Below are 26,897 nucleotides of genomic sequence, written 5' to 3'. Positions count from 1 at the left end.
GTGCCTCTCGGCACGGGTCATCCGACCCTGCTGCGCTCCGAGGACCCCAGCGCACAGTGGAGAAAACAGAAAGGCGACATCATGTTCACTCCTGGGATCCCGAATCAGCCGGTCGTCGTCGGCGTCGATGGCTCGCAACAGTCTCTTGTCGCCCTACGCTGGGCTGCCGAGTACTCCGCGCACCACCGTGCCCCGCTGCAGATCGCCTATGCCATCGATGTCCCGGTCGACTACGGGCCGGGCCTTGTCGGGCCTATCTTCGATGCCGAACAGCTACGCACTCACGGTGAATCCATCGTCGCCGCTGCTGCGGCAGCGGCCGCGAAGATCCCGACCCCCATCGCCGAGACCGTCATCTCCACCGCCGCGGTGTCCGGTTCCGCGGTTGCCATGCTGCGCGACCTCAGTAGGTCGGCTCGGCTCGTTGTCGTCGGCAGCCGTGGGCTGGGCGCATTCCGCCGCACGCTGCTCGGCTCGGTGAGCACCTCGCTCGCCCGTCACGCCGAATGCCCGGTGGCGGTGATCCCGGAAACGGTGTCCGACACCGGCGCGGTAGTGGTCGGCGTGGACGGTTCAGCCTGCAGTGTCGACGCCATCGCCATCGCCTTCGACGAGGCCTCCCAGCGGGGCACACATCTGGTGGCGGTCCATACCTGGTCGGAGTTCTATCACTACGAATCACGCACCACCATGCAGACCCAGGCCGAAGCGGTGCTGTCGGAAAGCTTGGCCGGATACGCCGAGAAGTACCCCGACGTCTCCGTCGAGCGCGTCGTCACGGAGAAGGTGCCCGCCAAGGCGATCCTCACTGCCGCGGCCACCGCACAGCTCATCGTCGTCGGCAGCCACGGCCGCCGCGGGTTCGCCGGCATGACTCTGGGCTCTGTTGCCCAGGCGGTACTGCACGGCGCCGAATGCCCGCTCATCATCACCAGGCCCGCCACCGGGAATTGAGACCGACACCATGACCGCACCCACCACCCGCCCCGTCGTCGTGGGGGTCGACGGTTCTGAATCGGCATCGAGCGCGGTCCGTTGGGCGGCGCGCACCGCGATGCTGCGCGGCGCCCCACTGCACGCCGTCCACGCGATGAGTTCGGGCTGGGACCTGGGCGACCATCTGGGCGTGTTCACTCTGCACCACCAGGGATTCCGCGATGCGGGCGAAGAAGCGTTGGCCGCGGCGAGAGCGGCCGCGCACGCCGAGACGGCACCGTATCCGCTGACGGTGCGTACCTCGCTGGTCAGCCCGTCACCGATATCGACGTTGCGCCGCCGCGCACGCCACGCCCAGCTTCTGGTCGTCGGCGCTCGCGGGCTCGGCGTATTCGAGCGCACCCTGCTCGGTTCTGTCAGTGGCGCGCTGGCCCGCCGACCGCGCTGCCCCTTGGCCGTCATTCCAGGCCCCCAACCGCCCGAGTCACGACACCTGCCGGTGTTGGTCGGCGTCGACGGTTCGCCCGCGAGTCACCGCGCTGTCGAGTTCGCGATCGGCGAGGCATCTCGCCGCGGCGTCGGGCTCGTCGCGATCTCACTGTGGAACGATCCGCACCCCGGAACTCGCACAACCGAGATAGCCGAGACCGCGCACCGCCTGCTGACGGAAAGCCTCGCGGGCTACCCGGAAGAATTTCCCGACGTCGATGTCACTCGGCTCGTCGCCCATGACGAGCCGGCACACCGATTGATGCAAGAATCCGCCGGAGCACAGTTGATAGTCCTCGGCAGCCACAACAGTGGTCTCACCCGGGTCACCCGCAGGTCGGTCAGCGGAGCGGTCCTCGGCGCAGCGAAGGTTCCGGTCGTCATCATCGGTCAGCAATCTCGGCACAGGCCGTTCCACCGGCAAGAAGACACTTCGGCGCGATCATCGGAGCGGGCGGTTGCTGTTCGGCGCGCGAGTAGGCCACCGTCGTAGCATCCTGGCCGCCATTGCGTTGTTCGCAAGGGCGGCGATAGTCGCCGAGATCTCCCGTCGACGCTTGTCCTGGCGGATGTATGTGCGGTCCGTGTCAGTACACCCGGAAGTTCGTGACGCTCGGGGTGTGGGGAAGGTCGGTCGTGAGGGTGAATTCGACTTGGCCGGGGCCGGTTACGAGGCGGAGGTTGCCTACTACGGGGGCCGACCAGAAGAAGGGTTGCCAGGCGCCGAGGGCGGTGGACGCTTGGCCGGTGGCGCCGGTATCGAGGTTGCGCCATTGGACCGTGGGGGCCAGCGTGCACCAGGGAGCGGGGACGCCGAAGACCTTCAACCAGCCTTTGAGTTGGAGGTCTACTGTGCCGGGGACGTCGCCGTCGGGGTAGACATTGCCTACTGCCCAGACGTCGCCGGAGCAGCCGAGACCGTAGGCGCCCGTGGTGGTCATGGGGAGCTCGACGGGGATGTAATTCGAGGCTGCGGCAGGGGCACTGGTGGCGATGAGGGCGGCTACTACCGCGCTCGCGGCAAGGGAGATTTTGGCAAGTTTCCGGTGTGACATCTCAGCCTTTCAACTGCGATTGCTGCAAGGGCGATTGCACGAGATGGCTTCGGATTCATTGTTCCATCGGCTAACTGGTTACTGTCGTTACCCCGGCGCTTCGCGCGGCGAGCCGGTGTGGACCCGGCGCAGCGTCGTTTGCCACGCTTGCTCCGTTCTTCGCGCCGACTGTCGTGCTGTGGCAGGCAGACACTCTCCCTTACGGATTCGAACTGGCCCAACAGACAATCCTGTCCGATTCCAGTCCGCTCGTCGTCCTGACGCACGTACACGCCCGGTCGCGAGCCAGCGGTCGAGAGCTGGATTTCCCTATCCCGCAGACGATCACCGTGACAATCGCCGAGGCCTGTCTGCCGTCTACTCGCGAGCTCGACGGCACCACGTAAACCGAATACACGGAAATGCCGCTGGGCGCGCGGTCACGAACGTCCGCATCTGCCGATTACCGTGCGTCGGTTGCCGTGTCATGGTTTACATCATCGCCCACTGTCAAGGTATGAATGGGCCAGGCCAAGGGCGGCACGGCCATGCCGCCCGATCGGCGCGGGCATGACCGGCTGACTCATGACGGACGCGACGACTGACGGTTCGAGTGCTGTCGCCCGATCGGCTCGTGGAGGCTCATTCCGACCGCCCCTTCCATGGTCATTCCAACGTGGTCGCGGCCATCCCTGACTGCACTGACCCGCGGACGATGCAGCGATCGGTGGGTAGCGGGAATCAGCTGGGGCCAGCCGACCCGGACGGCGGCTGCGGAGTATCGCCGAGCATCCGTCACCACCGAGCCGGGTGCTCCACCCTGCGCTGTCGACGTGTTCGAGACCGTCAGTCTCATCGGCTCGACTCGACCCGATCGGCACCAGGCGTCCAGGGCCCAATCCGCGCCTGACCATCACCAACGACGATGTCGTGCGCTATTCCAGCGATGGTGGTGACCGGCATGGCGAGGACGGCGAGGAAGAGGGCGTAGACGAAGGCGGCCGAGATGTCGAGGTTCAACACCACACCGGCGACGACCGATCCGAAGACCAGGAACACCGCATCAGCGAGACACAACCAGAACAAGGGGGGCCACATGGCAGTGAGTACTCGACCGAGCCAGCTGTGCACCCATCTGTGGCTGCGATGACGGCCGCGGTGCGAACCCGATGCCACCAGCGCGGCGAGCAGGCCGAGCACCGGTGGCCCGAACCCGCCGCCGACCAGCATCAGCAGCGCCGACAGGAACGCCAGTCCTGTCCCTCCGAACCTGCGGTCGAGAAATAGCGTGGCCCACAACGTGACAGCTGCGGAGACGCCGATGGTGAGCAGCCCGGTGGTGAGCAGGTCAGGCACGACCGTCATTGCGGGCTCCCCTCCGAGGTTCGTCGCGATGCGGCCCTGAGTCCAGGAATCGAAGACGACACCACTGGGTGAACCACTGCCCTGCAGTACCTCTCCCATGCCGTGGACAAAGCCCCCGACCCCGGCCAGTACACCGACTGCAGCGGCGAGGTTCCGCATCGTGGCGAAGCGCCGTACGGTCGACCGAATGCCCACGGTGCGATGTTCTTCGGTCTCCTGTTGTTCTGTCACCAGGTGAAAGATCGGAGGTACACGGCCCATTCTCCGTGTGTAGCGCTCGTAGTCAGGAGCAAGCGCCAGCACCCACTGCCACCGGTCCGTCGTCTCCGACTCGGGGAGCAGTTCGGCGCGGATTCGTAGCCGGTGACCTTCCAGCTCGCCGACGGCATGCGGTTCGGACCGGAGATTGAAGTACCAGCCAGGCGGCCTCGGCAGCCCGCTGTTGGCCGCCACGACGAACAGGTCCGGGCCGTCCTGGAATACCTGAACCAGTACGGTGCGTGGCCGTCCGGAGCGTCTGCCGCGCGTGGTGAGCACGATCGCGCGTCGGCGCCAAGGCCGAGTGATGCGACCGTGGGTGCGCCGGTACAGCCAGACGCCGAGAGCGGCGGACCTCGTGTCGACTTCATGCTCGACGCGGGTTTTCAGCTTCTCGGACATCACGGGACCAACCATCCTGCCATTCCACCTCTTGCGTACGGGGACCGACCAGGGCCCTTGGTCACGCGAATTCCCACAACCGGCCCCGCAATACCGATCCACCGCCTCGGAAGACCAATGAGCGTGGACGTCCGGCGTCGACCGAACGCTCTGTAATGGCTCCCCTTTAGGTCAAGACGTCCGCATCTGCCGATGAGCATGCGTTTAGCTGACCACTTCGTACAGAGTCGCTATGTGCCTATGGCTGGGCGGGTAAGGCAAACCACGGACCCCGTAGGTGAGGTGGAGGTTGCTGTGCCATATGAGGAGGAAAGTCCTCGCCGACGCCTTCGGCTTCGAACGGCTCAGCCCCGCGGGTTTCGATGCGGGGGCAAAGCACCTGATCAAGCGGGGCAACCGGTAGTAGGAGTGACCGCTCATGCCGCTGGGCGCGCGGTCACGAACGTCCGCATCTGCTGACTCGAGTGCGTCCGGCTCGGAGCCATCGAAAAAGCCGTTGGCTAACGACTGCGACCACTGCTACCTTTCCGGAGTCCGTGCCGGAGAACGAGGAGGTGGTACCCGTGAACGCAGTATCGACATGGGTGCTCCCCCTTGGGGTCACGGTCGGGCGATAGGTCGTCCGGGAGCGCCGTTCAACAGCACTCCCCGAAAGGCACGACCATGCAATTCACTACCGAACAGCGTCTCGACGACGACATCCTCGAGCGCGAATTCACCCTCGGCGAGATCCCAGGAATCCTGTGGACGCCGGGATCCGCATCAACACCGATGCCGCTGATCCTGGTCAGTCCCCCTCCCCTCGGACTGGGCACGGCATACCCGCGACTGCTGGCCCGGGCCCGGCACTCCGTGGCGGAGGGCTACGCCGTGGCCACCATCGAGCTCCCCGGCAGCGGTGACCGGCCACGTTCGGCCGCCGCCGATCAGGCCCGCATAGACCTGCAACGGGCGGTGGCGGCCGGTGAGCCGGTCGACGACGAGATCGTCGACCGGCTCGTCCTGCCGCTAGTCGAAAAGGCGGTGCCGGAATGGCGGTCCACCCTGGACGCCCTTCTCTCGCTGCCCGAGATCGGCGGCCCGGTCGGCTACTCGGGCGGGGTGATCTCCATCGGCACTCGGCTGGCGGTGGTCGAGCCGCGCATCGCGGCTGCCGTTCTGTTCGCCGGTAGTTTCGTGCCCCGCGCCATCCTCGAGGAGGCCCGGCAGGTCACCATTCCGCTGCACGTCCTGCTGCAATGGGACGACGAAGGAAACGACCGGCGAATGGCCCTGGATCTGTTCGACGCCTTCGGCTCCGAGGAGAAGACGCTGCACGCCAATATGGGCGGGCACACCGGCGTCCCGCAGCACGCCGGCGAGGAGGCGAACCGGTTCTTCAACCGGCACCTGAAGTGATGCCGGGCCATCGGGCCGACTCCAGACAATAAAGCCGTCGGCCAGGAGCCGCTATCGAGGACAGCTCGCGGTCCTCGATAGCGGTGGCCGCACTCAGCGGACTGACCGGCACCCGCGGTCCGATGTCGGTCGCTCAGGGGGCGGGGAGAGCCTTGTATGTCCCGAGGATGTTGCGGATCGAGGGCGTGACGAACAGCTCTCGGTCCAATGACACCCACAGATACCCGGCGTGCTCCGAGAGGTGGATGGGGCTGGTGGCTTTCACGTCGACGGCGAAGTGTAGACGTCGCACCGGTCTTCCGGCTGGGGACAGATAGTCGAAGTCGCCGACGTGATGTCGGATGTCGGTGACGGTCAGGCCGGTTTCCTCGCGGACTCCTCGCACGAGCGCCTGGGCAACTGATTCTCCGGGTCCCACCGTGGCGCCGGGGAGTTTGTGGGTGAGGCGGATGGGGCCGGTGCTGTTGACTTCCAGTAGCAACACTTCTCCGCCACGGTCGATGATCGCGCCGACGCGTAGTCCGAATCCATCGCGTTCGCCGCGCGGTAGGACCTCGTCGTACATAGGTATCGCCATCGGTGGATTCACCAACCTTCGGTCTGGCAGCGTAGCCGCGTGTCGTCGGAGCCACTCGGTGGTAGCTCCTTCTCAATTGTGCTCGGTGCCGGGCTCATCCGGCGAGAATCGGCTCCAAATACCTTCGCGAGCGCGTCGAGATCTACGGCGGCGCTCGTTACCCCAAAGGCAAAGACCTGGTTCCCGAGCACAGCACCGGATTCGCCCAGCAGCCGCTGAGCCAACGGGCCCGTTTCCGCGAGGTCGTCGAACTGGCCCGATGGGCCGAGGACTACGCGACCCTCGACCATCTCAGCGACGGACGTCTCGACCCGATCATCGGCAAAGGCGGCGACGCGGTCGCCCCCTCGGTCCTCGTCATGTCTCCCAACTTCTCCGACGGCGGGATCGGCGAGGTCCCGTTCGACCCCTATGCCCGGGTTTCTCGACCGCACACCGCGCCGGTGCTCACATTGGCCGAGACAGCGGAGATGACCGAATCAAGATGTTGTTCGGTGCGCTCCAGTTCGATGATGCTCTGGCGCAAGTGATCACGCTCCACCTCGAGGCGACCGAGTAGGGCGGGGGTGGCGCGGCCGTTCACCAGATGCGGCGTGAGCTCGCCGATGGTTCGACTGGACAAGCCCGCGGCATACAACTGCTGAATCAGCAGTACCTGATCCACGGCGGTGTCGGAGTACTGGCGCTGACCGCTGGAACTACGCTCGGCACGCAGCAGGTTCTGCTGTTCGTAGTACCGCAGGGCCCGGGCTGAAACCCCGGTCCGGCGAGCCAATTCGCCGATACGCATTCGAACCCTTCGCGTGATCCATGACACAACCGCTTGCCTCTGACACCGACGTCAAGTTTTAGCGTAGTCGAGGTACCCATCCGCGACGGAAGCCCTGGCAGCTCACCACCGGATACCTGCCCGAAGCACGCAACCGCGATCAGCGCGCTGCGTGACTGAACCGAAAGAATGTGTCACTCATGGTCATTCACCCCGCAACCGGCCTGGCCGACCCCGCACCCACACCGACCGTCACCGTCAAACCGCTCAGGGTGCCCATATCCGGCCGTGGTGAAGACCTCCAGGTGCGGGTTTCCGCCCCGGTCACCGGCGATGACCTACCGGTCGTGCTTTTCGCGCACGGGTTCGGCTCCAGCATGGATGGCTACGGGCCGCTGGTCGACTACTGGAGCTCGCACGGATTCGTGGTCATCCAGGCTACGCACCTGGACTCGAAGCGGTTCACCCTGGCAGCCGAGGATCCGCGCAGGCCGCGACTGTGGCGTCACCGTGTGCAGGACATGAAGCGGATTCTCGACGATCTTTCCGTATTGGCGGCATCGGTGCCCGGTTTGCGCGGTCGAGTCGACCCCGACCGGATCATCGCCGCGGGGCATTCCTTCGGCGGGCAGACCGCGGGAATCCTGGTCGGCATGCGCGTCACCGACCCGGAAACCGGAATCGCGGAGGACCTCTCGGACCCACGAGTCATGGCCAGTATCCAACTCGCCACCGCGGGACGCGGCGGCACAGAACTCACGGACTTCGCTCGCGAACATCTTCCGTGGCTGTGCGACCAGGACTTCTCGCATATCAACGCCCCAGGCCTGGTGATCGCCGGCGACGACGACAACCTCCCGCTGACCACCCGCGGGCCGGCCTGGACGACCGACGCTTACACGCTGAGCCGGACGAACAAGAGCTTGCTCACCGTGTTCGGCGGCCAGCATTTCCTGGGCGGTATCTCCGGCGAACACGTCAGCGAGACCACCGACGAGAACCCCGACCGGGTCGCGCTGATACAGCAGGTCACCCTCGCCTACCTCCGTCACATCGCCGGTATCGATCACAGCGGCTGGACCACCGCCCAGACCGTACTCACGCCCGCCCACCCGCTGGGGCGGCTGGAATCCAAATAGCGGTGTGCTGCGTCGTCGCGAACAAGCTCGAAACCAGACCCGACTCCGGTCGTGTGGTGGCAGGTGACGTCCGAGTCGTCGAACACGACGGCTGAGTCGATCCGCAAAGATCGTGAATAGTTCACTTGTCGCACGATCGAATCGCGGTCACAGGCGATATCGTCACGACCGCGTCGCCCGTCGGGTGCTCGCTATGGAAGGACGGCCTGTGACCGAAACACCGACCACCGCCTCATCGGCCCCGACCGGACACGGGACCGGGCGTGAAGTCGTGCGTCTGGCGGCGATCGTCGCCGCGCTGGGTGTGGTGTTCGGTGACATCGGCACCAGCCCGATCTACACACTGCAGACGGTGTTCAATCCGGCCGACCCGCATCCGGTGCCGGTGAGCCAGGACAACGTGTTCGGGATCGTCTCGCTGATCTTCTGGTCGGTGACGGTGATCGTGACGATCACCTATGTGACGCTGGCGATGCGGGCCGACAACGACGGCGAGGGCGGCATCATGGCGCTCATCACGCTGTTGCGGCGCTGGAGCGCGCCGGGCGGTAAGCGGACCGCGGCTTTCCTCGCGGCACTGGGGATCTTCGGTGCCTCGTTGTTCTTCGGCGACTCGATGATCACCCCGGCGATCTCGGTTCTCTCGGCTGTCGAGGGATTGAAGATCGTCGAGCCCTCGTTCGAGGAGTTCATCATCCCGATCACCGCGGTGATCATCGTGATCCTGTTCCTGGTGCAGCGCAAAGGAACCGCAGTCGTGGGACGGGTATTCGGACCGGTGATGATCGCGTGGTTCACCGCGATCGGGGTTGCCGGGATCGCGGGCATCAGTGACAATCCGGAGATCCTGAAGGCGATCTCACCGACCTACGCGCTGGGATTTCTGTTCGGCCACTTCGACATCGCGTTCTTCGCGCTCGCCGCGGTGGTTCTCGCGGTGACCGGCGCCGAAGCCCTCTACGCCGACATGGGCCATTTCGGGCGGCGACCGATCGCCCGAGGCTGGCTGTTCCTGGTGTTCCCGGCCTGCATGCTCAGCTACATGGGCCAAGGCGCGCTGATCCTGTCCGACCCAGCGAACATCACCAGCCCGTTCTTCCTACTCGTCCCCGGCTGGGGTCGGCTCCCGATGGTCCTGCTGGCCACCGCCGCGACGGTCATCGCCGCTCAGGCCGTGATCACCGGCGCGTTCTCCGTCGCCTCCCAAGCCGCTCAACTCGGCTATCTGCCGCGACTGCGGATCGTGCACACCTCCGAATCCACCATCGGTCAGATCTATGTCCCGTGGATCAACTGGCTGCTCATGGTCTCAGTCCTGGTTCTGGTCTTCGCGTTCCGCAGCTCCCACGCCCTCGCCTACGCGTTCGGGATGGCGGTCACGGGCACCATCACCATCACCACGTTGCTGTTCTTCTATGTCGCCCGCGCACGTTGGCGTACCCCGTTCTGGCTGCTCGCGCTCGGTGCGGTGCCGCTGCTGGGGATCGATCTGCTGTTCGTCGGGGCGAACCTCACCAAAATCGTGCACGGCGCCTGGCTACCGCTGCTCATCGGCATCAGCGCGTTCACGGTGATGACCACCTGGCAACGCGGGCGCGACATCGTCACCGCGGCACGCGAACAGCGTGAAGGTTCGCTGCAGGAATTCGTCGACGAACTCCGCGAAGGACAGCCGAGGACGGTCGAGGTCCCCGGCACCGCGATCTTCCTCAACCGGGGCAAGAAGACGACCCCGCTGGCCATGCGCGCCAATGTCGAGAACAACCACATCCGACACGAGCACGTCGCGATCGTGAGCATCGCCACCGACCCCGTTCCCCGTGTCCCGTTCACCGAACGGCTCACCATCGACCATCTCGGGCACGGCGACGACGGCATCATCCACGTCACCGCCCGCTACGGCTACGCCGAACGTCCCGATATCCCCGCGGCGTTGCGGCATCTCGATGCCTCGGCGACAGAAGGAAGGCTCGACCTCGATCGCGCCTCCTACTTCGTCTCCAAGATCGAACTCCGTCGCGGCGACCAACCGACCATGGCCACGTGGCGCAAACGACTGTTCATCGCCACCTCCCACATCACCGCCGACGCCGCCGACTACTTCTCCCTACCCCGCGATCGCACCGTCATCATGGGCTCCCACATCGACGTCTGAATCTCTGATCGTCGGCCCGCGAATGTGCGTCGGATGCACAGTTCCTTCGCCATCGCTCGCGCGTGAGCAGCCGCCCGCTGGTCAGGAGACCTTGCGGCGATAGGTAGCCGTGGCGACGAAATAGGCGACGACGAGTATGCCGGCACACCACCCCAGCGCGACCCAGATACCGGCGCCGACGGGCTGCTGGGTGAACAGGTCCCGGATCGTATTGACGATGGAAGTCGCCGGCTGGTGTTCGGCGAAGGCCTGCACCGGACCGGGCATGCTGTCGGTGGGCACGAACGCCGAGCTGATGAACGGGAGGAAGACCAGCGGGTAGGAGAACGCGCTCGCACCGTCCACGGACTTCGCGGTGAGGCCGGGGATGACGGCCAGCCACGTCAATGCCAAGGTCACCAGCCCCAGGATCCCCGCGACCGCGAGCCACGCCAGCACTCCCGCCCCCGACCGGAAACCCATGAGCACGGCGACCACCACGACGATCACCACCGAGATCAGATTGGCGACCAGCGAGGTCAGCACGTGTGCCCACAGGATCGACGACCGTGCGATCGGCATCGACTGGAATCGCTCGACGATGCCGTTCTTCATATCCAGGAAGAGCCGAAAGGCCGTGTAGGAGATACCCGATGCGATCGTAATGAGCAGGATGCCCGGCAGCAGGTAATTCACATACGATTCCGACCCCGAGTCGATCGCACCACCGAATACATAGACGAACAGCAGCATCATCGCGATCGGCGTGATCGCAGTGGTGATGATGGTGTCCGGGCTGCGCGCGATGTGGCGCAGGGATCGACCGAGCAGGTAGCCGGTGTCGCCGAAGAATCGGGTGTTCATCGCTGTTCCTTACTTGTCGACGCCGCGACCTCGTCGACGTCGACGGTGCTGTCGTCACCGACGATGGCGAAGAAGACATCCTCGAGCGTCGGCTGCTTCTCGACGTATTCGACCTTCGCGGGTGGCAGCAGTCCCTTGAGTTCGGCGAGGGTGCCGTTGACGATGATCCGCCCTTTGTGCAGGATCGCGATCCGGTCGGCGAGTTGTTCGGCCTCGTCCAGATACTGCGTGGTGAGCAGCACTGTCGTACCGTTGTCGGCCAGTCCTTTGACGGTCTTCCACACCTCGATCCGTGACTGCGGATCGAGCCCGGTCGTCGGCTCGTCGAGGAAGATGACCGGCGGGTTCCCGATGAGACTCATGGCGATATCGAGACGACGGCGCATGCCGCCCGAATAGGTCGCCACCTTCCGCGCCCCGGCCTCGGTCAGCGAGAACCGCTCGAGCAGCTCATCGGCGATCGCACCCGGATTGTCCAGGCGCCGCAGATGCGCGATCAGCACGAGATTCTCACGCCCGCTGAGGATTTCGTCGACGGCGGCGAACTGGCCGGTGAGACTGATGGACTCGCGCACATTCTCCGGCTGGGTGGCCAGGTCGAAGCCGCAGACCGCGGCTGCTCCCGCATCGGCTTCGAGCAGCGTGGACAGAATTCTCACGACGGTGGTCTTGCCTGCCCCGTTCGAGCCGAGCAGCGCGAAGATGCTGCCCCGCGCCACGTCGAAGTCCACGCCGCGCAAGACACGCAAGTCCTTGAAGGACTTCTCCAGACCCTGCACGCGAATTGCCGGTTGTGTCGACATCAGCGCGACCCCCCTTCTTCCTGCTCGACGCGTTCGATGGCGGCGGTCAGTCGTCGCCGCTCGGTGTCGATCCACTGACCGTCGGAGTAGTTCGCCAGGAACGTCTCCGCAAACTCCACCGGGTCCTCGCCGACGATCGCCCGAACCGGAACGCCGGCTGCGGCGTTCTGCTCGAACAGATCGGCGAGGTCCTCCGCCATTTCCATCAGGACGTCACCGTTCGTGATCACCCCGCGGTACATCAGGTACCGGTCCAGCGCCTCGACCGTCGTGCGATAACTCGGCGGGAGTTGCTTCACCCGTTCCTTGTACTGGCGATAGCGCCGCTTGTCCTCGAACGGTCCGGTGACCTTCTCGATCCAACGTTTGACCATGTCTACTTTCCTCCTTCGCGGAGCTGCTCCAGCCGTCCTGCGAGGAAGCTCCACGTCCCCCAGAACTCGTCGAGGTATTCCCGGCCCGCGGCGTTGAGGGTGTACACCTTGCGCGGCGGCCCCTTCTCCGACGGAACCTTCTCCACGTCGACCAGATCGCGCTTCTCGATCCTGACGAGCAGGGCGTAGATGGTGCCCTCGGCGATATCGGAGAAGCCCTGATCACGCAGCCACGCGGTGATTTCGTAGCCATAGGCGGACCGCACCGACAAGATCGCGAGCACTATGCCCTCTAGCGTGCCCTTGAGCATTTCCGTCATCTGCTTGCCCACGACGCACCTCCTCTACCTACTCAGTGACACTAACTACCAGTAGATAGTAACGCCGACTACCAGTACTTAGCAACACTCAATAGAGGGTGGCATCGCCATAGGGTTGGCGGCCGCGATGATCCCGCACGACCTGCTGACTGGTCACGCGACCACCCCATTGGCAACCCTGCGGCAAGCCCGGTAGCGTTTGGCACTGGTGGTGCCTCGTCGATGCTGGGTGATCAAGCCACTCTTCCGCAGACGAGAGGCACGTCGTGACAACCCCCGCCCGAAGCCGAACCGAACCCGATGCCCGCGTGCTGGATTCGGCAAGCGAGCAGGACCTGCGGGAACTGTTCGGGCAGTCCACCGCTGTATTCGTCTCGCTCGCGGGCCCGCAGCATCTGGTCGACACGGCCAACCCCGCGTTCTTCGCCGCGATCGGAAAAGACCCCGCACACACCGGGATTCCGCTCGCCGAGCTGGTGCCCGAACTAATCGAGCACGGTGTTCTCGCCGTCCTGGATCAGGTCTATCGCACCGGTGAACCCCACACCAGTCATGCCGTTCCGGTCCTGCTGGGCGCCCGCGCCCACAAGGTCCGGTCCTCCTTCGATTTCAGCTACGAACCACTCCGCGACGACGAGGGGTCGGTGACCGGGATCCGGTTGATCGGTGTGGAGACCACCCAACTCGAACACGCGCACCGGCTGATGGCCGAGCAGCGCGCCTTGGTCGAACAGATCGCCCGCCAAGCGCCCCTGGCCGAGGTTCTGGACGGCATGGCGCGCGCGATCGAGGATCTCGCACCCGAACAGGTACTGGTCTCGGTGCTGCTCGCCGACCCGGACGGGCGCCATCTACGCCACGGCGCCGCGCCGAGCCTGCCCGACTTCTACAACGAAGCCATCGACGGGATCGCCACCGGCGAAGGCGTTGGCTCGTGTGGCACCGCCGCGCATCGGCGCGAACCGGTCATTGTGACCGATATCGGCACCGATCCCTTCTGGGACGACTTCCGGGCGCTGGCCGGGCGCGCGCAGCTGGCGGCGTGCTGGTCGACGCCGATTCTGGCCCGCGACAGCACCCTGCTGGGAACCTTCGCCATGTATCACCGCAGCCCGCGCTCCCCGCAGGACAGCGATCTCGCGCTCGCTCGGGTCTTCGCCGACACCGCGGGTCTGGCCATCGAGCGCCATCACATCGAACAGGCGAAAGCAGTTGCCGAGGCACAAGCCGAAGCCGCGCGCGAAGAGCTGGCCACAGCTCTACGCACCGAACACCAGTTACGTACCGAGGCCGAGCAGCGCGCCGAAGAGGCCGCCGAACTCAGCGCCCGAATGCACAGTGCCGCAGCCGCGCTGGCGGCGGTGCCGCGTCCTGAGCACTGCGAGCTCGGCGGGTCCGCGGGGTGTAGCGAACCGGCCGAGATCAAGGTCGCTGATTCCTGGGGTGACGCGGCGTGGGGTTGCCCCGACCACGTCGAACACGCCCTGCTCAACGTGAGTTCGGTATTCATCGCCAACGAAGATCTCGGTGGCCTCGCCGCCTACCGCAACCGCTGACCGCGCTGAATCAGCCGCACCACTGACTGCCATCGTTGCGACCGCAGTCGTAGCGTTGATCGGATCCGACGGATCCGCCCGGCAAGAGATGAGGGGCGGAATGCCCCGCTCGACAGCCGGTTTACGACATAGTCTGGACTGATGGCACGACTGCCGGAAAGTAAGACCGAGCTGGTTCTGGGTCCGTTGCTGCGTCACGTCGGCGAATGCGACGCCACCGTCTGGGTCGAGACGTCGGCACCGTGCACTGTCGAGGTCCTCGGCCACCGCGAACACACCTGGACCATCGCCGGGCACCACTACGCTCTCGTCCTGATTACCGGACTGGCGGCCGGTTCCGTCACGCGGTACGAGGTCGGTCTCGATGGGGATCGCGTCTGGCCGCTGCCCGACGCCCCGTACCCGTCCGTTATTCGCACGCTCAGCGGCGACGCCGATCTGATCCTCGCCTTCGGCTCGTGCCGATTCGCCACACCGACGGCGACGCAGGACGACGACAACTTCGACGCCGACGCTCTCGACGCCTATGCGCGGCGAGTCATGGAACGCCCACCCGAAGATCTGCCCGACGCGTTGGTACTGCTCGGCGACCAGGTCTACGCCGATGAGCTGTCCCCGGAGATCCGCCGTCGCATCGACGAGTTGCACGACCTCGACCAACCCCCGGGCGCCCAGATCCGCAACTTCGAGGAGTACACGTGGCTCTATTCCGAGTCATGGTCCGACCCGCAGGTGCGCTGGCTGCTGTCCACGGTTCCGTCGTCGATGATCTTCGACGACCACGACGTCATCGACGACTGGAACACCTCGAGATCGTGGCGTGACGAGATCGAGGCCACCGACTGGTGGGAGGAACGCATCGTGGGCGCGTTGTCGTCGTACTGGATCTACCAGCACCTGGGCAACCTCTCGCCCGCAGCCCTGGCCGACAACGAGCTCTACCAGCGGATCCGATCCGAGGGCGGCGACTGCGCGGAGTTGCTCCGCGATTTCGCATCCGCGGCGGACGAAGAAGCCGACGGCGCCAAGGGGGCGCTGTGGTCGTATCGCCGCGATCTCGGCACCACCCGGCTGCTCGTCATCGATTCACGGTGCGGACGCATACTCGGCGGCGGCACGCGGTCGATGGTCTCCGAACCCGAGTTCTCGTGGATCGAACAACAGACCGAGGGCGATTACGACCACCTGCTGTTGGGGACCTCGCTCCCGTGGCTGCTGCCGCGCGCTCTCCACGACCTGGAGTCGTGGAATGAGCGCATGGCCTCAGGGGTGCGGGGCCGACGTGTTGCCGGATGGTCCGAAAGATTGCGGCGCTCAGCGGATCTGGAACATTGGGCCGCCTTCCGAGATTCGTTCGACCGGCTCGCCCGGCTCATCGCCCGCGTCGGGCGCGGACAGTGCAGCGGCCCGGCAGGACGGGCGCCCGCCACGATCTGCGTGCTGTCCGGCGACGTTCACCACGCCTATGCCGCGCAAGCGCAGTTCCCCGACGCCGTGAGGTCCCGGGTCTACCAGCTGACCTGTTCGCCGATGCACAACTACGTTCCGACCGCCATGAAGGTGATTTTCCGCGTCTCGTGGAGTCGGGCGGCCGAACGGGTGACGCGTTTCCTCCTGAACCGGGTGTCCACCGTTCCCCCCGTGTCGGTCGAGTGGAGTCGGGTCACCGGCCCCTTCTTCGGCAACCAGATAGCGACGCTGCATCTGCGCGGTCGGACCAGCCGCCTCGTGCTGGAGCAGGTGAGCACCGACGGCGGCCGTCCACATTTGACGACGGTCGCGGATGTGGTGCTGTCGAGCCGAGGAAACGGACCGAGACCTGTACGCGACGGGTATCCGTGATGAATCTTCTCTCGACCTGTCGCGGTCGACGGCGCATAACCGGGAATCCCGCTTCAGCCGAACGGCTTCGGCTGCCCCCGACCCGGTTCGATCCGTTCGATGACATCCCACGTGTAGGAGTTGTCCCGAAGTTCGAGTGAAACCAGCGCAGCCTCGGTGGTCACAACGTCGAAGCCGTGAAGAGTACTGCCAGCCGTCGCTGCGGCCGCGGCAGCCATTTCTTCCAGTCCTTCGAAAACTGGGTATGCGATCGTCACATGGGGATCCGAGAATTCTTCCAGCGACGCCTGCGGCAGAACGGAGATCGTTGCCGCACGCAGCGCGTCACGAAGTTCCGTCACCGGCGCCGCGGGTGAGATAACGAAGCCGATCGCACCACCTATGTTGGTCAACCGATCAACGGACAAGCTGATCGGCCGCAGGTTTCGGCAGGCATTCTGCGCAGCTACTGCAATAGCAGCACGTTGTTCGAACGTGCACGTGTAAGGGCGAGAAATTCGATCCAACGTCAGGTGAAGGCTGTCGATCGGCGTGGTCTTGAAGTACGCCGGATCGACAGCCTGCTGGCATTCTCTGGTCCGCGAATGAAGCTCCGAAGCATGATCGAAGGTCAGGAACCAATAATAGCCGAGCGGGCCGTTTTCGAGCGGACGGGGACGAAGGCTGTCCAAATTTTCGGTCACTTCTCAACGTCCTTACCGGCCAACGCATCCCGGACGCCCTTCAACTGCGAGGCATCCCGCCACCTTTCGGCCACGTCGATCATAACCAGCGACCTTCCCATGGAAAGTTCGTCTTGTTCATGTCCGCCAACGCGAGCTCCGCATCCTGCTCGACCTTGTTCGGCATCGCCAACGACAGATACGATGTCGCGGCATTTCCTGCCGCCTGTGCAGCACTGTAGCTTCCCAACGAGATGCCGGGTGGACTCCATCCGGGGCATTATCACTCGTGACCAGATCGTACGCCTGGTTCACCGTGCGTCGCACACCGTCATTATCGCCGAGTTTTCCCCTCGAACGATCCAGCGTTCACATCACCGTCACCCTCGAAGCCCTGCACTGACAAGGAACCACGCTGCATCCAATCACGAACGGCGCCTCCGGAATTCCGGGGGCGCCGCTCGGGCACTTCACACCGCGTCAGCGGATCAGGCTTCGCGCACCGCCGTGACGATCGCGACGACCGCCGAGGACAACGCCCCGATCACCACCCCGCCGAGGACGACCGCGGCGGCGGCGACCGTGAACTGATCCCAGCCCACCATGAGCGCGGCCACGCCGAGGACCACGAGGATCGCGTCGACGCCGACGGCGGTCAGGACAGCGTCGTCGCGGCTCAGTAGCCGAGGAGTCAGCGCAACGGTGGCCAGGCCGAGCAGGACCGACACCAGGCCGACCACGACGAAGACAGGCACGGCCATTCCGGTGCCGACATCGGTCCCCAGGATCAGGGTGGCCAACGGGACGAGGCCGTACAGGACGCGGATCGCGCCCACACCGCGCAGCGTCCACGAGGACACATCGACGGGGGCGCCCCCGGTGGAGGTCTTGGTCGCGTACGCCATGCGCACAGTCGCCACCTGGCTGGTCATATCCCGCTCCTTCGACATTTTCACACCTTCGTGCAATTGCACGTAGCTGTGAAACTACGTCTATTGCACACTGATGTGCAAGAACTCGTGAAGGGACTCACACCCACCCGGGTTCGTGCCGGAGAGCACACCTTGGATCCATTCGGGGACAGCATGTTTCGACGAGCGATCGCCCGACGCGCGCACCTGCGATCAGTGCTGCGCGGCCTCGGCGGCGGACCGGGCGATCTCCGCGGCACCGGAACGGTCGACGCCGACCGCGATCAGGCAAGCCAGGGCAGCGTCACGCGCGGCTTCGGCACCGCCCCATTCACCATCGCTGTGCGCCTTCAGCAGCTCGAGCACCAGCGCCGTGAGTACCCTGGCCAACGCTGCGGGCGGAAGGTGACCAGCGAAGGTTCCGTCGGCTTGACCAGCCGCTATCAACGTGATCAACCGGGCGCGGACGGGCGCGAGCCGGTCGGCCATCCGGGCCCGCGACCCGGCTTCGTCCAGACGCAGCAGCAGCTGGAACTCGTCGCCGACAGCCCACAGCGCGACCGTCATATCCGCGGTCGCCCGGGCGGGCGGTTGCGCGGTGTCGATACCGTCGAGTGCGCGGCCGACCTGTTCGAAAGCCTCGTCGAGCATGCCGTCGATCAGCGCTTCCCTGGTGGGGAAATGACCGTAGAGGGTGCGGCGGACCATCCCCGCGGCAACGGCGATGTCTTCCATACTCGCCAGGGGATTTCGCAGCAACTCGTCCCCGGCCACAGCGACGATGCGTCGCCGGTTGGCCAGTGCACGCGGCCCGAGGCCGACGGTGGTCGAGTGCGTCGTCGCAGTCACGTCCGTCATTTCACCACCACCATCCCACACCTGCGCAAAGGTGTGCAAAAGGCCGTCCGCGGCTCACCGGCTTGATGATCGGCGACCACAACGAATGCAACACTCATCTCATGGAGGCGTTCGCCGCCTGTATCCGGAGGGCGCGGAAGCATCTCGTGATCGCGCGCGTCGCCGCGTCGGAGCCGGACCACTTCGTGACTGCCGGGATACCCAACAGTGCTCAGCACCAAACTCTTTCGCGAACCGACGCTTCTCAACGATTCGCATGAATCGGCATTGATTCCATGCCGCCTTCGAGAACTCCATCGATTGCCGTCCCGTGCCGCAGTACGATGAAAGCGCGAACCTGATACTCGGATCAGGTCGAGGCCTGGGTCGGCGCCCTGCTGCCCCTTGCAGACCGGAGTCGCGGCATGAATATCGTCGTCTGGATCGTTTCCGGCCTGCTGGCCGCGATGTTTCTCATGGCCGGCTCGATGAAACTCGCCAAAACCAAAGAACAGCTCGTCGCCGACCCAAAAATGGGCTGGGCCGAGTCATTCCCCGAAGGCCTGATCAAGTTCATCGGCGCGGCCGAAGTCGCCGGTGCACTCGGCCTGATCCTGCCCGGCGTGTTCGACATCGCCACCTGGCTGGTGCCCGTGGCCGCCATCGGCCTCGCGGCGATCATGGCCGGCGCGGCCATCACGCACGGACGCCGCGGCGAATGGTCGAACGTCGCGATGACCATCGTGCTGCTGGCACTGTCGGTGTTCGTCGCCGTGGAACGAATCGGCCCACAAGCATTCTGAGTCGTCGCGATCAGCTGTCGGCGTTGACACGAGAACCGTGACCATCGGGCAGCACTCCGATGGCTTCATGTGGGTCGGTCGGCTTCAGGACAGTTCGCTCATCACCGCAACTCTCGGGCTGTCCGACCACACGGAGTAGACGTCGGCACCGCTGGACAGGGCGGGCCCGCCGACCTGCAGGGTGCTCCGCGCGGCCATCGCGGTCACATCGTTCACGTCGTTGCGGCTGTGCAAGGCCCGGCGTTGCCGGCTCGCTCCATTACCACAGCGCAGGATCTCGGTCAGCGTCGTCACCGCCGCGTGGTATTCGCCCAGTTCTTCCAAGGCGGATCGGACATGGCAGATCAACAGTCCGAGCAGGTCACGCGCCGCGATCACGCGGTCCGAGGCCACATCGATCCCGCGCCCGGTCAATCCCTCGCGGGCGGCCATGGAGTACCCCGCGTGCAGCGCCGCCGCGGTGGTTTTCGGGGCGCACTCACCCCTGCTGATGGACCGCAACGCCGTCATCACCAGCGCACGGACCAACGTCGCGAGCAGCACAGTCTCCTCGACCGTCGCGGGGACGTCACTGACTCGCACCTCGATGGTCGGCAGATGAGCTGACGGCCGCACATCCCAATTGATCATCCCCGGATCGAGGATGACACCACTCCCGATCATCTTCTCTACGACCGCGTCGTAGTGCTCGACCGAGGCGAACCACGGCGGGGGCCCCGAACAGGGCCACCGCGCGAGCATGATCGACCGCCAGCTCGCGAACCCGGTATCGACGCCGCCATGGATAGGGGAATTGGCGGTCAGGGCCAGCAGCGCCGGTAGCCACGGACGCACATAGTTGCTGACCTGTACTGCGGTTTCCCGGTCGGGTACGCCCACGTGGACATGGCTGGCGCAGACTCCCCGCGTCCCCACAAGATCGTCGAACCTGCTCGCTATGGTGCGGTACCGACGAAGGTCTGTGATCGGCAACACGGCCGAACCGAGCATCGGCACGCCCACCGCCAGCAACTGCGCGCCGCACTGCGCGGCGGCATCGGCGGCCGCCGACCGCATCTCGGCCAGCTGCGTCCGTAGTTCGTGCGTGTGCCCGCACACCGCCGAGTTGGTCTCGACCTGACACTGGGTGTACTCCAATTGAAGCCGGACACCGCGCCTTTCCGCCGCCTCGACAACCGCGAGGCTGGACATGATGGGGTGCCCGGTCGAGGGATCAACGAGCAGAAACTCCTCCTCCACCCCCATCGACGGGTGGACACCACCATCAGGCATGACGGTGCCGACCTTCTCGGCTCGCTCGTGCTCTGCCATGTCGGTCCTTCTCTCACCTGTCGCGACGGCAAGCCGGGCAGGCATGGCGCGTGCTCGATGATCGCACTGATCACCCGGGAGTCGGTATACCGGTGGTCGGGGGTAGTGGCGCGCAGCCGACCGAGTAGTCTGGCTCCGCGTTGCGGGCCTGGGTCGGGCAGCTGGGCGAGACCCTCTACAACGCCCTCGCGCTCAACGCGCCGGAAATGCCTTGCAAGAACCCGTGTGTGGAGTCATGCGGCATCCGTACCCGACGGCATCGGTCAACGGATTGCGATCAGCTCGAGCTGGACCGCTCACCGACGAGCCCGATGTCATTAGCGTCGAGCACGGAGCGTTGTCGATGAGTTCGGCGGTGCCGGACAGCAATAGCGCTATCGCTTCGGTAGTGTCGAGGGTCGCGGTGATGACGTCGAGTACAGCGACAGTGTCTGTGAGGTCGATTTTCGCGGTGTGGGTTGTGTGTGTGGACATTAGGGCTCGAGCGTGGGTGGCCGCGATCGGGTCGTTGTCGATGTAGAGGGTGCGGGCGGTATCGATGTGTTCGGCGGCGATGTCGTGGATGTTGGGTGTGTTCGGGAACCCGCACCCGAGTTCTACGAACTGGGTGACCTGGTGATGGTCGATGAGGTATCCGACCGCGCGGAGGGCGAACCGACGCGATTCGGTGATCGCGGGGCCGATCTTGTTCCGGGTCAGTTTCTCGGCGATCGCGTGGTCGGCGATGTAAAAGTCCTTGCCGCCGAGGAGGGCGGTGTGGATGCGCGCGCTACTGGGGCGGGACTGGTCCAGGACCGTGGCGCGGTCGGAGTCGCTCACGTGATCTCGTTTCCTGTGCTGGTCGGCGGTTCCGGGCGATATGGGTAACTCAATTGCGGTTAATAGTGTTGGTGTGCAATGCATTTAGATCATTGGACGAGTATCGGGGCCGTGCACTAGTGGGCTCAGATCGGAAAGTTTGGGGTGGCCCCGGACATCGCGATATCGCCGGGGAACGAGTCCGGGGCCGCCTTCGCTCGCGCCGGGGTGAGGTGTCTCGGGGCCTCACCGGGGGCGCGTTCGAAGGCCATTGAATTGGTCGGAATACGCGTCGGTCGCGCGGCTAGGGCAGCAGGTAAAGGCGCTCGTTAGGCAGTCTCGGGAGCCCGACACAGTGGCCGGAATCGACGGCGACAGTGCATGGTCTGCGTGCCGCCATGTCTTGCACGAACACCAGTGCGGCAGTCAGGCACGCGGCGAACTCCATTCGTACACTGGCGAATTGGATGGTGAGGTGGATATCGGGTTCGTCGGGGCAAGGCGACCGGCAGCCGGGTTTCACCGGGGGTCCCGCCTTGGCAAGCACGCTCGGGCGCATTCGAGGACAACCGCCCCGGATGGCCGGAACTTGCCTATTGCCGGGGATATCCACGTGCGGGCGATCAGTGCGTCCGGCACCGGCGAGGGCAATGCAACATCGCCCTCACGAATCACGACCACCCGCGCTCGCCATAGCTGTGCCACGACGGCGGGGTCACCGATCGGGCGGATGTCGGATCTCACCAAGAATGTCCACATTTCTGCGCGGGGGTGGCAGATAATCGGCAACGGCGCGACACCACGCACATCGAGGGCGCTTTTGACCCGATGTGCCAGCTCGGTGGGCATCATCACCGCACCGACAAACCCGGCCTTCATGGTGATCCGCCCTGTGTCGAGGTCGATCACGGTGGGCAGTGAGCATTCGCGCCGGTAGAACTCGCAGCGTGATCGGGGAGTTTCGGCGTAGGCGGTGGCGGGTGGGCCGGTCTGGGTCATCAAACCTCCTCGGGCAACCCGGTCGCGGGGATGCGTGCCCCTGTCGCACCGACCGTTGGTGAAGTGGGTGCGTTTGTGAGCCAACCGGCTTCGCGCATCGCTTCGAGCGTTTGGGTGAGTTGCCTAAGCGATGGCAGGGGCGCGGGTGTGGCGGGGGTGAGGTGACTCATCGCGCGACCCGCCGTTCTGTGCGGCCCTGTCCGGCCGTGATCTGCCACTCCGAATGCCGGTTGCGGAAGGCGTCACCGTTGCGGCGCAACGAGTTCAGGGCACGCGCCACGCGCCGAGGCGGCACGTTCAGGTTGCGGGCGATCGTGTCGGCGGTGAGCAGTCCACCCGGGACGAGGACAGCGAGCACCTGTTGCTCGACAGCGGTGAGGCTCTCCGTGTTCATTGGTCCCCCCTTGTTCGCCGTAGCGGCGAAGTTGCGAGTCGTGTCGGTTGGGCGGTCGGCAACAGCCCCCGCTTGTCGGGCGCTGACGAGTGCGCGAAAACCGTCATGGCTGGTAGCTCCTGTGGGGGCGGTGGTTGCTGCTAATCACCCTCCCAGTCGGTCAGGGTCCCTCACACCTGCTGGGCGGAACGAGCTCCAACGGGTTTTTGGGTAGCTTGAGCTGCTCAGATGATGTGAAGTACAGAAGTTGCCCATTGCGATGGGTAACCTTCTTGGCAACTACTGCTCCTGGGGTGAAGGGCTGTCGGTCATGGGAATGTCGTCAAGGTCGCCGGGCGCGAACGCACGCACGAGCCACCAGATGAGTCCGCAGGCTCGCGGCCGGGAGTTGGCCGCGCAGGGTAAGAAGCTGTGGACCGAGTTGGGATCAGTGAAAGGTGCGGCGGCTGAGCTGATGGCCCGGTATCCGGACGTGCCGAGTTTGCAGGCGTACCGCTACGCGGCGGGCCTATCCCAAGATCAGGCGGCAGCGCGCTATAACGACGTGACGGGAAACCAGACCAGCCTTGGCGGCACATCGGTCAACGCCTGGGAGTCGTGGGCGCGACGCAGGGGGCAGGGATCCCCGCCTCCGATGTCAGGTTTGCTCATATTGTGCGCGGCCTACGGACGGGGGCCACTGGGTGTCGCGGAGGAGAGCATCAGCCCGACAGAGCTCATCGCTGAAGCCTACGAGCGGCTGCCTATCGAAGATCAGCTAGCGCTGAAAAGCTTTACGGAGGAAAAGGTTCCGGCCGGTGAACCAATATTGGCGCTCGAGAATGGTACGAGACGGAGCGGGTCCCCCGCCCCACGCATTCGAGGAGGTCAAGTCGGCCAAGAGTTCATATTGACGGTTCCAACTGTCGAGTACGGGAACCCCGAGGTTGACGTGTTCACCCTACCCAATTCTCAGCCAGGCAGATTGATCGATCTTACTTGGGAGACCTTCGGGTATGGAGTGGAACGGTTGTCGCAACAGATCAAGAACCTGGGCAAACGCCTAGATATGGATATCTGTTTCGGAGTCAATGAGGCCGGTTTGGTTATGGCAACATTCCTTGCTTCATCCCGATTTTCTCGATGCCGAATCGGGTACTTGCGGTGCAACAAAATGCGCGACGGCATCCACCTGGATAGTGCATCTTTCTACCCGGAGGCCAAAGACGCTCCTACGATTGTCATCTGCGATTTCGAGGTCAAGCACGCCGACGTGATCGGCTACCTCACCCGGCAATTGCGCGACCGCTACCCCAAGGCCGAGCTGTACTTCGCCGTCTTCGGTGCAATGACCAAAGACCGCCGCTTGGACGTCGATAGCTTCGATGACCTGACCGGCGCTAAGATTATGCGTGCGGCAGAATTTGAAGCCATTTTCATTGCCGCAACGATGGGCCCGCCCGGCATTGAACCGCCATTGGAGTTGCGCTAGATTCGAGCAAAGGTGACCTTCGCATGAGTGATCAGAACACGACCCAGCTGGCGCAGCAAATTACCGACATGGTGACAACCATGATGGCCGAGATACGGCCCCGCCTGGTGGAAGCCGCGCTGACCGGGCACCGATCGGAGACTGAGAACGTCCGACATGAGGCCAATTTCTTGTCGGAGTACGACTTGTGGATGCACGGACGCTACAAGGAGCTTCTGTCCGAGTATCTGCCTTCATTCATATACGCATCAGAGGAAGCCGATCCGCAAGTCGTTGGAAGTGACCCGGAACCAGACTTGTGCATCCTCGTAGATCCGCTGGATACCAGTGAATTGGCCGTGCGATCCCTGCACGGCTACACCCACATCATGGTCTACTCGCGGTCGCTGAAGCGGCCCATTGTCGCGGTAGTCGGCGACATTTTTCATCATGTTCAGCTGTACGTGGCCATGAGAGATAGCGATGGTTCTGATCGCGCCTTCATGATCACTTCGAGCGGGGACCGCCACACGCTGAACCGGCCTTCGAACGCCCGACTTTCCCGAGCGCTGGTTACGAACTACATGATGCGCCCCAATGAGCGCTTCCGCCCCTTAGCTAAGCAGCAACGCTTTTTCGATGCACTGAGCGCAGCATCGGACGATGGCAAAAGAAGAGGACGCATCGGGGTTGATTTCGGCTCTGTCAGCCTGTACCACGTCGCTGCCGGATTCACTGATGCAACCGTGGAGTTTGCCAAGGGATTTGCTGTTTGGGATCTGTCGCCCGGACATTACATTCTGCATGCAGCCGGGGGTGTGACAATTGATCTTGATGGTGATCCGATCCCGCTGGAATACGGACTCAACAGCACGACCGAGATCAACAAGACGATGACTACGCGCCGGAAGTTCATCGCCGCCGGCAATCGAGCCCTCGCAGATGAGATACGCGAAGCCATTCAGCAGTGACATCAGTCGCGCCCGCAACGACCTTTTGCGGGCCGTACCGTGTCACCTCCCCCGGAAGCTGCCCATTATGCTGGGCCTCATCCCAATCGCCGCCGACTGCACGCCTTGCGATGAATTGCGATTCCGCGACCAGCGTCGCTTCCAGGTGCCCGATCCAGGCTGCCAAGGGCGCGTCAAATGGTGTACTCGGCCGTTGCGCGGCTCCTTCCAAAGGTTCCAGGGGTGAGATCGACTCGGGCCGAATCGATTCCGTTCGGACCTGTGCAGCGTTGCGCGGTTGATCAGATCTTGTTCTCGTAGTGCTGAGCTGCGGTGTCGGTGGTGAGTCCGGAGCCGAAGTGTGGTCCGCCGCCGACGTTGTGGATTCCGGCGACCCGGGTGGGGTAGGAGTGTCCGGCGATGATGGCTTCGGACCACGGGTCGAGATAGGAGCAGTTCGTCGAGGTCGGCACCGAGCGCGTCGAGGAGCGGCGTTCGACTTCGTCGGTGCGGACCTCGATTTCTTCGCGGAACGCTAGGTCATTCGCGCAGTGCAACAACCGAGTTCAACGACGTGAGGAAGGCTCACTTAATGATCGGAATCGACCGGGGTGGCGGCGAATCCGGTGTCACCGACGATGACGACGCAGGGCCGCTTTTCACGGTCTAGGTCGTGGAGTGCTTCAGCGAGGTGCGTCGACATCAGCGTCATCCACCACTCCCACGCCGGTTCCGGTGCCGCACCCCGCTCAGCTTCTTCGGCGATGCGGCGATAGTAGGCCCGCAACTCGGCGTCGGTGACAGCGAATTCCACAGGCGCATAGAGCAGTTCGCCGTGGCGGCGGATGATCTGCAAGCGACCGAGCGGGCCTCTGACTATCTCCGCTCCCCAGTCCGCGCCAGCCGTGGTGACCGATTCGGACAGCTGTTCGATAGTGGGGTCAGCCACGGCACCCGTCTCCTGGAGACGGTGTGATGGTCGTTCCGTCCCCGCCCACGATAACGGTGGGTTGAACGGTCTTCTCGATCCGACCGTTGACATGGTTGACCAGGTAGATCTGCCCGGAATAGCAGTACTTGCTGCCGCCAGCCTCGGCAAACGTGCCCGCCGTCGCGATCGCACCCGCTACCGCCGCAACCATCAAAGTACGAAACATCTAGCTTCCCCATTCTCGACCGAAGTCGAACAGTGCACCTTTCGCGGCTGGACCTTGCGCCGCGCCCGATACCAGCTGTCGCGTCGAAGTCGCGCGCGCGAGGACGACCGCCGGACGAACCTGCGCGCCGAACTGACCGAGTTCGTCGGCAAGTTCGGTGATATCGCGGTCGTACGTAAACTCATCGCTGAACATCGGCTCACGACCTTGACCGGCCCCGGTGGATCGGGAAAACCCACCTTGCGGGACCGCGGTTCGCCATGCCCCGCATCACACGGAAGGTAGGTAAGCGAAATGCCTAACGACACAGGCGATCTCAGCAAGCGCCAACGGAGGAGACTGCCGAGGACAACGCGTTCTTTCCG

The 26,897-nt window shown here is 64.5% G+C and carries 28 protein-coding genes; 10 read left to right on the top strand and 18 right to left on the bottom strand.

The features are described 5' to 3' along the window. The first annotated feature begins 81 nt into the window (after positions 1-81). Entirely contained in the window at positions 82-954 is an 873-nt protein-coding gene (locus tag NS1_RS00250) for a universal stress protein (RefSeq protein WP_062980537.1), read from the top strand. Positions 955-964: 10 nt separating this feature from the next. Further along, positions 965-1,918 carry a universal stress protein gene (locus tag NS1_RS00245; RefSeq protein WP_062980460.1) on the top strand — a complete coding sequence of 318 codons (954 nt, stop codon included), beginning with the start codon at positions 965-967 and terminating at the stop codon, positions 1,916-1,918. Positions 1,919-2,012: 94 nt separating this feature from the next. On the opposite strand, the gene NS1_RS00240 is transcribed toward NS1_RS00245, so the two are convergent. Both NS1_RS00240 and NS1_RS38500 read right to left on the bottom strand, forming a co-directional pair. Next, positions 2,013-2,480 carry a hypothetical protein gene (locus tag NS1_RS00240; protein WP_157125038.1) on the bottom strand — a complete coding sequence of 156 codons (468 nt, stop codon included), beginning with the start codon at positions 2,478-2,480 and terminating at the stop codon, positions 2,013-2,015. A gap of 831 nt (positions 2,481-3,311) precedes the next feature. Beyond that, complete coding sequence (locus tag NS1_RS38500; RefSeq protein WP_169812728.1) at positions 3,312-4,484, bottom strand: nitroreductase/quinone reductase family protein; 1,173 nt, start codon at positions 4,482-4,484, stop codon at positions 3,312-3,314. Positions 4,485-5,147: 663 nt separating this feature from the next. Between NS1_RS38500 and NS1_RS00225 the strand changes: the two genes are divergently transcribed. Continuing rightward, positions 5,148-5,882 (top strand): dienelactone hydrolase family protein, encoded by a 735-nt coding sequence (locus NS1_RS00225; RefSeq protein WP_062980457.1) that lies wholly within the window; start codon positions 5,148-5,150, stop codon positions 5,880-5,882. A 133-nt stretch (positions 5,883-6,015) separates the two neighbouring features. Here the strand turns inward: NS1_RS00225 and NS1_RS00220 are convergent, their stop codons facing one another. Further along, the gene (locus NS1_RS00220; protein ID WP_063816034.1) at positions 6,016-6,459 is read right to left on the bottom strand and encodes an NUDIX hydrolase; all 444 of its coding nucleotides are present in this window, start codon (positions 6,457-6,459) and stop codon (positions 6,016-6,018) included. Between the two features lie 409 nt (positions 6,460-6,868). After that, positions 6,869-7,249, bottom strand: coding sequence for a MerR family transcriptional regulator (locus NS1_RS00210; protein WP_062980454.1), 381 nt, complete (start codon positions 7,247-7,249; stop codon positions 6,869-6,871). A gap of 179 nt (positions 7,250-7,428) precedes the next feature. Here NS1_RS00210 and NS1_RS00205 point away from each other — a divergent pair, with 179 nt between their 5' ends. Both NS1_RS00205 and NS1_RS00200 read left to right on the top strand, forming a co-directional pair. Next, the gene (locus NS1_RS00205) at positions 7,429-8,367 is read left to right on the top strand and encodes an alpha/beta hydrolase family protein (protein WP_062980453.1); all 939 of its coding nucleotides are present in this window, start codon (positions 7,429-7,431) and stop codon (positions 8,365-8,367) included. 208 nt (positions 8,368-8,575) lie between these two features. Next, complete coding sequence (locus tag NS1_RS00200) at positions 8,576-10,522, top strand: potassium transporter Kup (protein WP_062980452.1); 1,947 nt, start codon at positions 8,576-8,578, stop codon at positions 10,520-10,522. 81 nt (positions 10,523-10,603) lie between these two features. Here NS1_RS00200 and NS1_RS00195 read toward each other — a convergent pair whose 3' ends face one another. Genes NS1_RS00195 through NS1_RS00180 form a run of 4 tightly spaced genes read right to left on the bottom strand, consistent with a single transcriptional unit; the run spans position 10,604 to position 12,874 of the window. Further along, positions 10,604-11,365, bottom strand: coding sequence for an ABC transporter permease (locus tag NS1_RS00195; RefSeq protein ID WP_056809359.1), 762 nt, complete (start codon positions 11,363-11,365; stop codon positions 10,604-10,606). Beyond that, positions 11,362-12,168 carry an ABC transporter ATP-binding protein gene (locus NS1_RS00190; RefSeq protein WP_062980451.1) on the bottom strand — a complete coding sequence of 269 codons (807 nt, stop codon included), beginning with the start codon at positions 12,166-12,168 and terminating at the stop codon, positions 11,362-11,364. The genes NS1_RS00195 and NS1_RS00190 overlap by 4 nt, the downstream gene beginning before the upstream one ends. Continuing rightward, entirely contained in the window at positions 12,168-12,542 is a 375-nt protein-coding gene (locus tag NS1_RS00185; RefSeq protein ID WP_062980450.1) for a DUF1048 domain-containing protein, read from the bottom strand. Before NS1_RS00185 ends, NS1_RS00190 begins: the two co-directional genes overlap by 1 nt. A gap of 2 nt (positions 12,543-12,544) precedes the next feature. Next, on the bottom strand, positions 12,545-12,874 hold the full coding sequence (locus NS1_RS00180) for a PadR family transcriptional regulator (RefSeq protein WP_056809366.1): 330 nt from the start codon (positions 12,872-12,874) through the stop codon (positions 12,545-12,547). Positions 12,875-13,128: 254 nt separating this feature from the next. On the opposite strand from NS1_RS00180, the gene NS1_RS00175 reads away from it, so the two are divergent. Then, positions 13,129-14,418, top strand: coding sequence for a GAF domain-containing protein (locus NS1_RS00175; protein WP_062980449.1), 1,290 nt, complete (start codon positions 13,129-13,131; stop codon positions 14,416-14,418). A gap of 141 nt (positions 14,419-14,559) precedes the next feature. Next, the gene (locus tag NS1_RS00170; RefSeq protein WP_062980448.1) at positions 14,560-16,260 is read left to right on the top strand and encodes an alkaline phosphatase D family protein; all 1,701 of its coding nucleotides are present in this window, start codon (positions 14,560-14,562) and stop codon (positions 16,258-16,260) included. 53 nt (positions 16,261-16,313) lie between these two features. On the opposite strand, the gene NS1_RS39755 is transcribed toward NS1_RS00170, so the two are convergent. From NS1_RS39755 to NS1_RS00155, 3 genes are all read right to left on the bottom strand, one after another. Beyond that, positions 16,314-16,943, bottom strand: coding sequence for a 2'-5' RNA ligase family protein (locus NS1_RS39755; RefSeq protein ID WP_157125037.1), 630 nt, complete (start codon positions 16,941-16,943; stop codon positions 16,314-16,316). A gap of 467 nt (positions 16,944-17,410) precedes the next feature. Further along, positions 17,411-17,854: a hypothetical protein gene (locus tag NS1_RS00160; RefSeq protein ID WP_062980446.1), complete on the bottom strand. Its 444-nt coding sequence runs from the start codon at positions 17,852-17,854 to the stop codon at positions 17,411-17,413. A 192-nt stretch (positions 17,855-18,046) separates the two neighbouring features. Next, complete coding sequence (locus NS1_RS00155) at positions 18,047-18,691, bottom strand: TetR/AcrR family transcriptional regulator (protein ID WP_062980445.1); 645 nt, start codon at positions 18,689-18,691, stop codon at positions 18,047-18,049. Positions 18,692-19,095: 404 nt separating this feature from the next. Between NS1_RS00155 and NS1_RS00150 the strand changes: the two genes are divergently transcribed. Beyond that, entirely contained in the window at positions 19,096-19,473 is a 378-nt protein-coding gene (locus NS1_RS00150; RefSeq protein WP_062980444.1) for a DoxX family protein, read from the top strand. A gap of 84 nt (positions 19,474-19,557) precedes the next feature. On the opposite strand, the gene NS1_RS00145 is transcribed toward NS1_RS00150, so the two are convergent. From NS1_RS00145 to NS1_RS00130, 4 genes are all read right to left on the bottom strand, one after another. Next, positions 19,558-20,784: a carboxylate-amine ligase gene (locus tag NS1_RS00145; protein WP_255284361.1), complete on the bottom strand. Its 1,227-nt coding sequence runs from the start codon at positions 20,782-20,784 to the stop codon at positions 19,558-19,560. A 192-nt stretch (positions 20,785-20,976) separates the two neighbouring features. After that, the gene (locus NS1_RS00140; protein WP_062980443.1) at positions 20,977-21,603 is read right to left on the bottom strand and encodes an SAM-dependent methyltransferase; all 627 of its coding nucleotides are present in this window, start codon (positions 21,601-21,603) and stop codon (positions 20,977-20,979) included. A gap of 498 nt (positions 21,604-22,101) precedes the next feature. Further along, positions 22,102-22,581: a hypothetical protein gene (locus NS1_RS00135; protein WP_063816033.1), complete on the bottom strand. Its 480-nt coding sequence runs from the start codon at positions 22,579-22,581 to the stop codon at positions 22,102-22,104. Positions 22,582-22,747: 166 nt separating this feature from the next. Beyond that, positions 22,748-22,975 (bottom strand): helix-turn-helix domain-containing protein, encoded by a 228-nt coding sequence (locus NS1_RS00130; protein ID WP_062980441.1) that lies wholly within the window; start codon positions 22,973-22,975, stop codon positions 22,748-22,750. Between the two features lie 247 nt (positions 22,976-23,222). Between NS1_RS00130 and NS1_RS00125 the strand changes: the two genes are divergently transcribed. Then, complete coding sequence (locus NS1_RS00125; RefSeq protein ID WP_157125036.1) at positions 23,223-24,446, top strand: hypothetical protein; 1,224 nt, start codon at positions 23,223-23,225, stop codon at positions 24,444-24,446. 23 nt (positions 24,447-24,469) lie between these two features. Continuing rightward, complete coding sequence (locus NS1_RS00120; protein ID WP_062980439.1) at positions 24,470-25,396, top strand: inositol monophosphatase family protein; 927 nt, start codon at positions 24,470-24,472, stop codon at positions 25,394-25,396. 281 nt (positions 25,397-25,677) lie between these two features. Here the strand turns inward: NS1_RS00120 and NS1_RS00115 are convergent, their stop codons facing one another. The 3 genes from NS1_RS00115 to NS1_RS00100 all read right to left on the bottom strand — a co-directional run bounded on the left by NS1_RS00115 (position 25,678) and on the right by NS1_RS00100 (position 26,727). Then, positions 25,678-25,932 carry a hypothetical protein gene (locus tag NS1_RS00115; RefSeq protein ID WP_157125035.1) on the bottom strand — a complete coding sequence of 85 codons (255 nt, stop codon included), beginning with the start codon at positions 25,930-25,932 and terminating at the stop codon, positions 25,678-25,680. A gap of 32 nt (positions 25,933-25,964) precedes the next feature. Beyond that, positions 25,965-26,324: a hypothetical protein gene (locus NS1_RS00110; protein ID WP_062980437.1), complete on the bottom strand. Its 360-nt coding sequence runs from the start codon at positions 26,322-26,324 to the stop codon at positions 25,965-25,967. Between the two features lie 208 nt (positions 26,325-26,532). Further along, the gene (locus NS1_RS00100; protein WP_062980435.1) at positions 26,533-26,727 is read right to left on the bottom strand and encodes a hypothetical protein; all 195 of its coding nucleotides are present in this window, start codon (positions 26,725-26,727) and stop codon (positions 26,533-26,535) included. Between the last annotated feature and the right edge of the window lie 170 nt (positions 26,728-26,897).

Source organism: Nocardia salmonicida NBRC 13393 (assembly GCF_001613085.1).
Classification (GTDB): Bacteria; Actinomycetota; Actinomycetes; order Mycobacteriales; family Mycobacteriaceae; genus Nocardia; species Nocardia salmonicida.
Note: the sequence above shows the minus strand (reverse complement) of the source record. Positions and strands in the feature narration are given on the sequence as shown.